Source organism: Henriciella mobilis (assembly GCF_003576285.1).
Taxonomy (GTDB): Bacteria; Pseudomonadota; Alphaproteobacteria; order Caulobacterales; family Hyphomonadaceae; genus Henriciella; species Henriciella mobilis.
Window position 1 is genome coordinate 59,942 of sequence record NZ_QWFX01000006.1, and the last position, 12,666, is coordinate 72,607.

Consider the following 12,666-nt stretch of genomic DNA (forward strand, 5'->3'; position numbering starts at 1 on the left):
CTATTCGGCGACTTCGCGGCGGACCAGCTGGTCGATATCGAAGGCAGCGAAGGTTGCAAGGTTCACGATATCAGACACCGTCGCGCCGAGCGATGCGATCTGCACCGGCTTCTCGAAGCCGAGCAGGATCGGTCCGATCACCGTCGCGCGGCTCATGGAGGTGAGCAGCTTCGTCGCGATGGCGGCAGAGTGAATGGCCGGCATGACCAGCACATTCGCCGAATCCGTCAGGCGCGAGAACGGATACATCAGCTTGTGGCCGGGGTTCATCGCCACGTCGACCGAGATGTCGCCTTCATATTCGAAGTCGATATCGTCGCGTGCATCGAGCATGGCAACGGCCTCGCGGACCTTTTCCATACGCTCGCCATAGGGGTTGCCGAAGGTTGAGTAGGAGACGAAGGCCACGCGCGGCGTGAAACCGAGGCTCTTGACGGAGCTGGCCGCTTCCTCGGCGATCCCGACCAGATCCTCGGCCACTGGCAGCTCGGTGATCGAGGTGTCGGCGATGAAGATCGTCTTCCCCTGGTTGACGACCATGGACATGCCGATGACCTGCCGCTCCGGTATGGGGTCCAGGACGAGCTGCACATCCTTCAGGGCCACGTCATAGTTTCGCGTCACGCCCGTGATCATGCCATCGGCATCGCCGAATTTCAGCATGCAGGACCCGAAAATGTTCCGGTCCTGGTTGACCAGGCGCTGTACGTCGCGGCGCAGGAAGCCCTGACGGTTCAGCCGGTCGTAGAGATAGTCGGTGTATTCCGGATTGCGGTCGGACAGGCGCGCATTGATGATGTCGAGCGAGCCTTCCGGTACGCCCATCTGGTGCATGGCGCGGGTGACCTGCTCCTCGCGGCCGATCAGGATCGGATGGCCAAGGCCCTGGTTCTTGAAGGAGTAAGCCGCGCGCACCACGGACGGTTCCTCACCCTCTGCGAAGACGATGCGCGGCTGTTTCTCGCGCACCGCCGCCTGGACGCCCTGCAGGAAGGACGCCGTCGGATCGAGCCGGCGCGCCAGCATGCGGCGATACTCGTCCATGTCCGGGATCGGTGTACGGGCAACGCCGGTATCCATCGCTGCCTGCGCCACGAAGGGCGGGATGAAGCTGATCAGGCGCGGGTCGAACGGCGTCGGGATGATGTAGTCCTTGCCGAATTGAGGGCGCGAGCCGTGATAGGCTGCGGCTACTTCGTCGGGCACATCCTCACGGGCGAGTTCGGCCAGGGCCTGCGCGGCAGCGACTTTCATTTCCTCGTTGATGCCGCGGGCCCGCACATCGAGGGCGCCGCGGAAAATATACGGGAAACCCAGAACATTGTTGACCTGGTTGGGATAGTCAGACCGGCCCGTCGCGATGATGGCATCGTCGCGAACCGACTTGATGTCTTCCGGCGTGATTTCCGGATCCGGATTGGCCATGGCGAAGATGATCGGGTCCTTGGCCATGGCTTTGACCATGTCCTTGTCGACTGCTCCGGCGATCGACAGTCCCAGGAATACGTCGGCGCCATCCATGGCTTCGGCCAGCGTGCGCTTTTCCGTTTTCACGGCGAAGGCGGACTTGAACTGGTCCATCTTTTCGGTGCGGCCTTCATAGACGACGCCGCGCGAGTCGCACATCAGGATATTCTCCGGCTTTACGCCGAGATGGCGGATGAGGCCGGCGCAGGACAGGCCCGCCGCACCCGCGCCCGAAACCGCGACCTTGATGTCTTCGAGCTTGCGGCCCGTGATGTGGCACGCATTGATCAGGCCGGCAGCTGCGATGATGGCCGTGCCGTGCTGGTCATCATGGAAAACCGGAATATCGAGTTCTTCGCGCAGCCGGCTCTCGATGATGAAGCATTCCGGAGAGGCAATATCCTCAAGATTGATGCCGCCCCAGGTCTCGCCAATATTGCGAACCGTGGTGATAAATTCTTCGGTATCGGTCGTCTGAACTTCGACATCGATGGAATCGACGTCGGCAAAGCGCTTGAACAGGACCGACTTGCCTTCCATCACCGGCTTCGACGCCATGGCCCCGAGATTGCCGAGGCCGAGAATGGCTGTGCCATTGGAGATCACGGCGACCATATTGCCCTTGGAGGTGTACTCGAAGGCGAGATCCTCATTCTCGGCAATCGCCTTGACCGGGATGGCGACGCCCGGGCTGTAAGCCAGCGAAAGGTCGCGCTGTGTCGCCATCGGCTTGGTGGGTGCAATCGACAGCTTGCCGGGCTGCGGGTGGCGGTGGAATTCGAGCGCTTCCTTGTCCGTGAATGTCGGGCGCTTGGACGTCATTGCGGTGTGCCTTCAGATACTTTTTTTGTGGTTTGTCGTGGCGCTCACCTCTAAGCCGCTCCGCATGGGGCGACAACCCGGTTCAGCCTGCTTATTTCCATTGCAGCGCTGCTATGCGAATCCCTTAATCATGTCACCATGCCGGATAGTCATATGAACCCGCCTGCCGTAAAGGCACCCACGCCGTTCATGGCGCAGTATCTTGACATAAAGTCGAGACACCCGGACGCGCTGCTCTTCTTCCGCATGGGCGACTTTTACGAGCTGTTCTTCGAGGACGCCGTACGCGCCGCGGAAATCCTCGATATCACGCTGACCGCGCGCGGCGAGCATGAGGGTGAGCCGATCCCGATGGCAGGCGTGCCCTACCATTCCGCCGAGCCCTATCTTGCGCGGCTGATCAAGTCCGGCGAACGCGTGGCGGTGTGCGAGCAGACCGAGAGCCCGGCCGAAGCGAAGAAGCGCGGCTCGAAGGCCATTGTGAACCGGGAAGTCGTGCGCATCGTCACGCCCGGGACGATTACCGAAGACACAATCCTGCCTGCACGCCAGGGTCAGGCGCTGGTCGCGCTGGCCTTTGCAAGCGGAGGGGCGGACGCGGCCATTGCCGCCTGCGATGTCTCCACCGGCGCGCTCGAAATCCGGGAGGTTCCACCAGAGGCACTGGGCGAGCGTCTGTCCGCCCTGCCGGTCAGCGAGTTGCTGGTCACCGAGGAGGACGAGGCCCGCCCGCTGGTACGCCTTGCCCTGTCGGCCTTGCGTGTGCCGATCACGTGCCGTCCGAAACGGGCCGCAACACCAAAGCAGGGCGAGGCGGCATTGAAAGCCGCCTACAAGGTCTCGGCGCTGGATGCCTTCGGAGACTTTTCGCGCGCCGAGTATTCCGCTGCCGGCCTGCTGCTCGACTATCTTTCACTGACGCAGGCGGGCGCCGATATCCGGCTCGACGCGCCGCGCCGCGCCAGTCACGGCCAGCGTCTTGCCATCGATCCGGCGACGCGGGCCAGCCTCGAGATCGATACCGCCATTCGCGGCGGGCGGGCCGGGACGCTGCTGGCCACCGTCGACCGTACGCTGACTGCACCGGGCGCCCGGCTGCTTGCCGCGCGCCTTGCCGAACCGGAGTGCGATGCCGGGGAAATTGCCGCGCGCCACGATGCCGTCGCCTTTTTCCTTGAGGAACCCGCGCTGACTGAAGACATCCGCGCGCGGCTGAAAGCCGTGCCGGACCTGGAGCGCGCCCGCACGCGGATCCGGCTGGAACGCGGCGGCCCTCGGGACCTTAAGGCGATTGCCGGAGCCATCATTCAGGGCGCCGAAATCGCCTCGGTCCTTGCCGGCAACAAGACCGGCCTGCCCGGACCGCTGGCCGAGGCGAGCCGTGCACTGGACGCCAGCCGGCAGGCCGCACTGAAATCACTGGGTGACGACCTCTCGAACGCCCTGGCCGAGGAGCTGCCAGCGCTTGCCCGCGATGGCGGCTTCATCGCCGAAGGCTGGGACAGCGAACTCGATGAGTCCCGCGCCCTGAAATCCGATTCCCGGCAGGTCATTGCCGCGCTGCAAGCCCGCTATGCCGAGGAGACCGGCATCAGCGCGCTCAAGATCAAGTTCAACAATGTGCTTGGCTATTTCATCGACGTGCCCGCCCGCCATGGCGATGCGCTACTGAAACCCCCGCATGCCGAGACGTTCATCCACCGCCAGACGCTTGCCTCCAATATCCGCTTCTCGACCGCGGAGCTGTCAGACCTCGCCGGACGCATCTCGCGTGCCGAGGAAGCCTCGATCGCGCGGGAACTTTCGCTTTTCCGCGATCTCTGCGCCCGTGTCGAAGCTGAGAATGAAGCGATTTCGGCCGCCGCCCGTGCCTTGGCTATCATTGATGTCGCGACCAGTTCGGCCGCATGGGCCGACGAAATCGGCGCGGTCCGCCCGGATATCGCGGCAGAGCCAGTCTTTGAGGCTGAAGGGCTGCGTCACCCTGTTGTAGAGGCCGCCCTCAGGAAGGAGGGCGAGGGCTTCACCGCCAACGACCTGTCGCTTGACGCAAGCGGTGCGCAGGCGGCACGGCTGGCCGTCGTGACCGGGCCGAACATGGCCGGTAAGTCGACTTTCCTGCGCCAGGCATGCCTTGCCATCATCCTTGCGCAGGCGGGCCTCTTCGTACCCGCACGACGGCTCCGCATCGGTCTGGCAGACCGTGTGTTTTCCCGCGTGGGCGCGTCTGATGACCTGTCGCGCGGACGATCGACCTTCATGGTCGAAATGGTGGAGACGGCCGCCATACTGAGCCAGGCGACACCGCAGAGCTTCGTCATCCTCGACGAAGTCGGACGGGGCACATCAACCTATGACGGCCTCGCCATCGCCTGGGCCGCGGTGGAACACCTGCACGGCGTCAACAAGTGCCGCGCCCTCTTCGCGACGCACTATCATGAACTGACGGGGCTCGCCGAAGACCTGGAGCACGCCGTCAATCTCAGCCTTCGCGCCAAGGAGTGGAAGGATGAGCTCGTCTTCCTGCACGACGTCCAGAAAGGCGCGGCCGACAAGTCCTACGGCGTCCAGGTGGCCCGGCTCGCCGGGCTGCCCGCACGTGCGGTCAAACGGGCCGAGCAAATCCTGAAGCAGCTGGAATCGAAACCGGGCGCCGTTGAGACCCTTCCTCTCTTCGCTGCCACCAGCCAGGCCGAGCCTGGTCCGGCGGAAGAGAGCGAGCTGACGCGGTTGCTCGACACGGTCGATCCGGACGGACTGACCCCGCGCGAGGCGCTGGATGTCATCTACCGGCTAAAGCAGGCTCGCACACCGGAACGCTGATTGCCGCAAGATAGCCCTCGCGGCGGCAAGCTGGAACGATATTTCGCGCCTGTGGATAGGCTGTGGAAATCTCACTCGCCTGTGAGGGGAAAAATGCGAATTTATTTTCGGTTTCGCGCACCAATTGGGCCGATTCGACTTGTCATTAACAAAATTTTAAGCACAGAATAAGTTTGTCGACGCCAGCCCGTTCACAGCCACATTCGGTAATGGGGGACAACGTGGCCGTGACTAGACTGACCGCTGTTCGCAGCAACGGGCCAGCCTACAGAGTTCACCTCTACAAGGTCCAGGGACGGGACCTGGGCGGCGTCGACAATTTTTATGTACGGGCGGCTAATGGCCAGCCCCATACGAGCTTTGAGCTTCTGTATACTCGCCTGAAGGGCGAATTACTAGAGAAAACTCGAAGTGTCTACTGAAGCGGATTCGTCATTAGACGTCTATGCTTCAAATTGCTGGGTTTTTGCGGCGGCGTGTTGCGGGGATGCATAGTTGGAACTGGGATGATCTGCGCTTTGTCGCCGTGCTGGCAGAAACTGGCACAGTCGCGGAAGCCGCCCGGCGTCTGAATGTTAACCGCACAACAGTCCAGCGCCGGATTTCAGCGTTCGAGACACAATTGAGCTACCCGCTCTTTTCAAGGGATGGCTGGGGGCTCAAACCCCTTCCCGAGGCCAATCCGATTCTCGAGGCCGCCCGACAGATCGGCGACGCGCTGGTTCGTATCGAGCGAAAGACGACCGACGTCTCAAGGGATATTGGCGGCGTCCTGTGCCTGACCACCCCGGACGACATCTTCCTGTCCGGGATCAGCGAAATTATCGCCGAGTTCCAGCAGCACTACCCTTCCCTCCAGGTCCAGCTAAGTGTGACCACACAGCTCCTCGATCTCGACAGGCGCGAGAGTGAGGTGGCGATCCGGCCGTCGGATGCCCCGCCCGAACATCTGGTCGGCCGGCGGATCTGTGACCTGACACTCGCCCCTTATGCCGCAGACGCCTATCTCTTGGCCACGCGGACCCGCATGCCGTGCGAACATGCCTGGCTCAGCCTTCAGTCCCTTCACGGCCAGACCCCGGCAGAAGTCTGGCTTGCCAGCAATGTCCCGGCCGAACGCATATGCTTTCGCGCCGACAGCTTTGTGGCCACGGCCGAAGCGGCCCGGCGCGGACAGGGCGTTGCCATCCTGCCATGCTGCTATGGCGATCGGATCGAAGGGCTCGAACGGGTAGAAGGACTGATCGAAGACCGGCTGGCCACGGGGCTGTGGGTGCTAACCCATCCTGACTTCCGCCAGTCGCCACGCGTGCGCGCCGCCATGGACTTTTTCAGCGAAACGCTACCGGCCTATCGCGAACGCTTCGAGGCCTGACGGGCCGGCCGGCACAAGCGCTCACCTTCGATAAACGCACATCACGGCTGAGAAAAACTGCGTTGCATTCAGCTGGCAGATACTTTCCTCATCACAGGATCCATTTACCTGTCTGTTGCCCATGTTTGACCTTTCCCTGCCAGAACCGGTCCAGATTGCGCTCGTCCTCGCGCTCATCGTGGCCGTCTTCGCCGGATTTGTCCGTGAACGTATCCCGTCAGACGTCGTCGCCCTGCTTGCCATGGCGGCGCTGCTCATACTTGGCCTGTTAAGCGTAGACGACGCGCTGGATGTTTTCTCGAATGCCGCGCCGATCACGATCGGTGCCATGTTCGTCCTGTCGGCGGCGCTGGAGCGAACCGGCGTCATCGGTGCGGTCGGCAATTCGGTGGTGCGGCTTTCGAAAACATGGAGCCCGTTCGCAGCGATCGCAGTCCTCATGCTGGTCGTCATCGTGCTGTCAGCCTTCATGAACAATACGCCGATTGTGGTCATCCTGATCCCTGTTGCGATCAGGCTGGCGCAGTCGGTGAACATATCGCCAGCCCGGCTGCTCATTCCCTTGTCCTTCGCCTCGATCTTCGGCGGCATGACAACCCTGATCGGCACCTCGACCAACCTGCTGGTGGATGGTGTCGTTCAAAATAGCGGCCTGACCCCGTTCGGCATCTTCGAGATTACCGGTGCGGGCCTCTGCCTGGCGCTCGCCGGCACGGTCTACATGACACTGGTCGGCCGCTGGTTCCTGCCGGATCGCGAAACCCTGGCCACCATGCTGCCCAGCACGAAATCCCGCCGGTTTGTCGCGCAGGTGCTCGTCCCGGTCGACTCCGTCCTTGTCGGCAAGACGATCAAGGAAACAGGGTTTACGGCGGAGAAGGGCTTCACCGTAATCGACGTGATGCGCGAGAACCGCTCACGCCGGACCGAATTGTCGACCCTGTCGCTGCAGGGCGGCGACCGTCTGGTGATCCGCTCACCCGTATCCGAAATGCTGTCCCTGCGCGAAGCTGGCGACGTCGCCATCGGTTCGGGATCGGGAAGCGCCCACGCCTTTGAGCCCGTTCAGACGACCGAAACCCGGGTGATGGAAGGCGTTGTCGGTCCGCAGTCGCGGCTGGTCGGGCGCCCGATTGTCGGCGCCGGTCTCGTCCGTCTCTACGGTGTCTATGCCATCGCCATCCATCGGCGCGGGGAGAATATCGGGCTGGGCGGCAAGAATATCCGCTTCGACATCGGCGATACGGTGCTGGTAGAAGGTCCGCCTGCCGGCCTTCGCCAGATGTTCGATGATGGCATGCTGTCCAATCTAACGGAGACCGAAGACCGCCCCATCCGGCGCGACAAGGCCCCGATCGCGATCGGAGCTGTCGCTCTCGTGATGATCCTTGCTGCCTTTGGCGTGATGCCGATTGCCGGGCTGGCCCTGATTGCGGCGGCCGGCGTCATTGCCCTCGGCTGTCTCGACCACCAGGAGGCCTACAAGTCGATCCAGTGGGAGATCCTGATGCTGATCTTCGGCATGCTCGCCGTGGGCAAGGCGCTTGAGACGACAGGCGCGGCAGCTTTCCTTGTCGATGGCATAGCCGGCCAGATCGGTCACCTGCCCCCGCTTGTCACCCTGGCGGCGGTCTACCTCATCACCTCGGTGCTGACCGAATTTGTGAGCAACAATGCCACCGCCATCCTGATGACGCCGATCGCCATCGGGCTCGCGGCAAGCCTTGGCGTGGATGCAAGGCCCTTCGTCGTCGCGGTCATGTTTGCGGCCAGCGCAAGCTTTGCCACGCCTATCGGCTATCAGACCAATACGCTGGTCTACACGGCTGGCGGTTACAAGTTCACCGACTTCGCCTTGGTGGGCCTGCCGCTGAACCTGCTTTTCTTTGCCGTATCGATGCTGGTCATCCCGGCTTTCTGGCCACTGGCCTGAGCGCCCGGCCGGACAGGTCTACTCTGCCGTCGCCGCCTTCCGGGCAATTTCCTTCTTGTGCCAGGCATAGGCGGTTTCGATGACGCTGTTGACGTCCGACTGGGTCGGCTTCCAGCCAAGAATGCGCTCGGCTTTCTCTGCGGACGCAACGAGCGCCGGCGGATCGCCTGCGCGGCGCGGCCCGATGGAGCGCGGAACTGGCTTGCCGGTTACCCGCTCGACGGCCTGGACGATCTCCATGACTGTTGTGCCAGTGCCTGTGCCAAGGTTGAACGCATCCGACTTGCCGCCCTTGTCGAGATAGTCCAGCGCTTTCAGGTGCGCGTCGGCAAGGTCCATGACGTGGATATAGTCGCGGATGCAGGTGCCATCGCGCGTGTCGAAATCATCGCCGAAGACGGTCAGCTTGAACGTGTCGTTCAGCACGCCTTCGATGCAGAGTGGGATGAGGTGGGTTTCCGGCTCGTGACGCTCGCCAACTTCGCCGTCCGGCGATGCGCCGGCCGCATTGAAGTAGCGCAGTTTCACCGAGCGGATGCCGTGGGCGACTTCATAATCGTCGAGCACTTTCTCGACGAAAAGTTTGGACATGCCGTACGGATTGATCGGGTTCTGCGGCAGGTCCTCGGTCATCGGCATCTTTTCCGGCACGCCATAGGTCGCGCAGGTTGACGAGAAGATGATCTTGTCGACGCCAGCCTTGGCCATGGCATCGAGCAGGCGCACCGTACCCATCGTGTTGTTCTCATAGTACATGCCGGGCTTCTCGACAGACTCGCCGACATAGGCGAGCGCGGCGAAGTGGGCGACGGCGTCGGGCTTGTACTTTGCAAACGCCGCATCGAGATCGTCGGCATTCAGGAGGTCGCCCTCGAACGCTTCGCCGAACTGCACGAAGTCATGCCAGCCGCGCGAGAAATTGTCGAAGACAACGACGTTCCACCCGGCATCGCGGAAGGCTTTGCAACAATGGCTGCCGACATAGCCGGCGCCGCCCGTCACGAGAACTGTTCTGGTCAAGGTACGTATCCCCTGAGTGAAAGGTTGGACCTGGCCGCCTGGTGCGGCCCTGCTTGCCGCCCTTGCAATAATGATTCCGCGCGCCACCGCCTAGGGAGAGTTTCCCCTGAGAGGCGAAAAATAAAAAAGAGGCGGCGCACGAAGCGCCGCCTCCCGGTCTTGTGAGATCAGGCGGGACTATTTGCCGCCGAAGCGCGTTGTGACGCTGATCTTGAACGTACGGCCAAACGGGTTGTGCGTATATGGATCGTAGTTCAGTTCGAAGGCTGCGAATGGCGGATCTTCATCCGTGACGTTCACAACAGACAGACCGAGATCGAAGGCATCCGCTCTGTAGGTGTAGAATGCATCGAATGTGGTCTGGCTATCGATCTCTGCGCCGACATTGCCTCTGGCAGCCGGTGCACGCTCATCGTCATAGGAGTCGATGTGGCGCATCACGCCGCGGACATTGTGCTTGCCCATGGCCCAGTTGGCGTAGAAGTTTGCCTTCCACTGTGGCAGCGAGCGGGAGAAGTTGGAGCGGTTAAACTGCCCGACCCGGTCGCCCCCGCTGATCAGAACACCTTCGATTTCGAAGTCGTCGACATCGTATTCGATGATGTATGTCGCTTCACCGCCCAGGGAGAACTCGGACGAACCAAGATCCCAGATCTGCTCGGCCCGAAGGTCGATGCCGGAGGTCTTGATGTCAGGACCGTTCACAACATTGGTCCGGATCCGGGCAATCTCGTTGGCCTGGTTCAGACCGTCATTGTTGTTGTCGGTGAACGTAATGCGCGAGAAGATCGGATTCTCGGTATCACCGGCATTGATGGCCGCAACAGCAGCTCCAACGATATCAGCCTGGTCTTCGACAATGATCGGATCGGAGAAGTCGAAATTGTAGTAATCGACCGATGCCGTGAAGCCGTTCTGGTTGTCATAAATGCCGCCAATATTGAAGCTGAAGGCACTTTCAGGGCTGAGTTCCGGATTACCGAACTGGTCAACCGCCTTGAAGGCCGATGCCGCGCTAACGAATTGCAGCGTTGTTGCGACACCGTCAAGTTGGTTCAGCGTCGGGCCCCGGAATGAGGTCTGTGCCGAACCGCGCAGAGCGAAGTCATCATTCACCTGCCACTTGCCGGCCACCTTCGGGTCGAATGTGGAGCCGACATCGCCGCCATAATCTTCGTAGCGAACAGCGAATTGCATATCGACATTCTCGAAGAGCGGAACCTGAAGCTCGCCGAAAATAGCATAGATGGTCTGGTCACGATCAGCAGGCGTTGTGCCCGCAAGGAACGAGAACGGTCCGGTTCCGCCCGGACCCGGATTGACCGTCAGGTCCGTAACTTCGTTCGGATCGACCTCGAAGCCTTCCCGGCGAATTTGCGCGCCAGCGGCCCAAGCCACCGAGCCGCCAGACGTCTGAACGTTGGTGACGCCCGAAAGGGACGCATCCCACACGAGCAGGTCGGTCGTAACGACCGTTCCAACGCCGTCCGTCATCCAGTCAGCAAGTGCGGCCGAGTTGGCGAGCGCCGCATTGTATTGCGGGTTGGCGTCGCCATTGATCGCGCCCTCCGGGATCGAGTTGGAGAACGGATTGTAGTATTCGCAGCCTCCCTGTCCGGGCACGGCGCCTGCTGGAACGGCCCCTGTATTAGGGTCACCGCACAGGCCGAAGCCTTGCAGGGCAATGCTGAGACCATTGATATAGGTGTCGTTGGTAATCCGCTCGCCCTCGGTCGTGGACCAGCTAAGCGCGGTATTCCAAGTCACGCCATTCGACCACTCACCGGTCAGGTCACCGGCGAGCCGGTAGGATTCATAGGTCCGGAAGCCTTCCTGCGGGCCGCCATTTGTTGCTGGGAAACCGCCCCAGCCAAACGTCCGGCCAATATACAGCGCCCCGAAACCTGCGTTCATCAGCGGCGCAGCAGAAGGATTGTCCGCAATGTACTGCTGATAACCGGGGTGGCTAGCGAGCAGAAGCTGGCTCGTGAGCACCTGCGGCGGATAGGAAGGAGACGTCTTCCACTCCGGAACGTCGCTATAGCCATAGAGACCCTCCAGATGGAAATCGACGCCATTGCCGAATGTGCGATTGTATTCCGAGAAGACCTGGTAGCGCTCTTCTTCCTCGACGAGGTTGTCGAACTGCGTGAACTGGAAGCGGCAGGTGCCGACCTCAGTCCCGCCGAGATCCGTACAGCCGGAATCGTTGACCTGACCGATCGGACCCGTGCCGCTTGGAAGGTCTGGCCGCGCGCCGAGGATGACGAAGTATCCTGGATTGGACAGGGAGGACCAGCCACCCACCGGGTTCTCGTCGAATGGCAGGATTGCCCAGTCTTTCTCAAGCAGCGGAACTTCCGAGCGCTTGTTGTAGCCAACCGATGTGACCCAGTTCCAGTTATCGCCCTGGAAGCCGTAGGCAGCGTTGATGTTGTAATCGCCATCCGTGCCTTCGAACGTGGAGTAGTCGCCGCCAACTTCGAAGCCGCTGAGGTCATCGCGCGTAATGAAGTTCACAACGCCCGCAATCGCGTCAGAGCCGTAAATGGCGGCCGCACCGTCTTTCAGCACCTCAATCCGGCCGACAGCGGCTGATGGGATCATGTTGGTGTCGACGAAGAGCTGCGCCTGCTCGCCGATGGCATAGGGGTGTACGGTCTGGCGACGGCCGTTGATCAGCACCAGCGTCCGGGCCGGGCCGAGACCGCGCAGGTTGATGTTTGACGTGCCTTCAAGGCCGTTCGAGGCAAACTGGTTGGTCTGCCCGTCAACGCCAGACGAGACACCTAGATTGCGAATCAGTTCCGTGATGGTTGGGCTACCCTCTAGCTTGAGGTCGCCAGCGGTGAGAACGTCGACGGGCAGTGCAGCATCTTCCGGCGTACCGGCAATCGCCGAACCCGTCACTGTCACTTTTTCCTGACGAAGTACCCCGTCATCCTGAGCAAAGGCCGTACCTGTCGTGCAAAGGGCGAGTGTAGACGCGCCAAAGGCGAGTCTCGTAACTAGTTTCATTGTATTCCTCCCGATAAGGCGATTTGGTCAGCATTGTTTTCCTACCGACTCCGGTAGCAGGCTGGCTCACTTCAGACCGGAAGCAAACTGTTTTCTTTGCTGCGGCGCATCAAAATCCTTCACTAGTGACATATCCATATTCCGGGGCTGCTTTCCCTTACGTCCCTTTCAGTGAAAGGTGGCCTGCTGCCTCAAGGCATGGAATTGG

6 protein-coding genes are annotated in these 12,666 nt (G+C 61.5%); 3 read left to right on the forward strand and 3 right to left on the reverse strand.

Annotated features, from left to right (window positions below):
- Nucleotides 1–2,289, reverse strand: a complete 2,289-nt coding sequence (locus D1223_RS19205; RefSeq protein ID WP_119375328.1) for an NADP-dependent malic enzyme — start codon at nucleotides 2,287–2,289, stop codon at nucleotides 1–3.
- A 153-nt stretch (nucleotides 2,290–2,442) separates the two neighbouring features.
- Between D1223_RS19205 and mutS the strand changes: the two genes are divergently transcribed.
- From mutS to D1223_RS04945, 3 genes are all read left to right on the forward strand, one after another.
- Entirely contained in the window at nucleotides 2,443–5,112 is a 2,670-nt protein-coding gene (mutS, locus tag D1223_RS04930) for a DNA mismatch repair protein MutS (protein ID WP_233353047.1), read from the forward strand.
- A 487-nt stretch (nucleotides 5,113–5,599) separates the two neighbouring features.
- A complete protein-coding gene (locus D1223_RS04940) occupies nucleotides 5,600–6,487 on the forward strand; it encodes a LysR family transcriptional regulator (RefSeq protein WP_158588408.1) in 888 nt (295 codons plus the stop codon).
- Nucleotides 6,488–6,608: 121 nt separating this feature from the next.
- The gene (locus D1223_RS04945) at nucleotides 6,609–8,420 is read left to right on the forward strand and encodes an SLC13 family permease (protein WP_119375331.1); all 1,812 of its coding nucleotides are present in this window, start codon (nucleotides 6,609–6,611) and stop codon (nucleotides 8,418–8,420) included.
- 18 nt (nucleotides 8,421–8,438) lie between these two features.
- Here D1223_RS04945 and galE read toward each other — a convergent pair whose 3' ends face one another.
- Nucleotides 8,439–9,440, reverse strand: coding sequence for a UDP-glucose 4-epimerase GalE (gene galE / locus D1223_RS04950; protein ID WP_119375332.1), 1,002 nt, complete (start codon nucleotides 9,438–9,440; stop codon nucleotides 8,439–8,441).
- A gap of 177 nt (nucleotides 9,441–9,617) precedes the next feature.
- On the reverse strand, nucleotides 9,618–12,458 hold the full coding sequence (locus D1223_RS04955; protein WP_119375333.1) for a TonB-dependent receptor domain-containing protein: 2,841 nt from the start codon (nucleotides 12,456–12,458) through the stop codon (nucleotides 9,618–9,620).
- Between the last annotated feature and the right edge of the window lie 208 nt (nucleotides 12,459–12,666).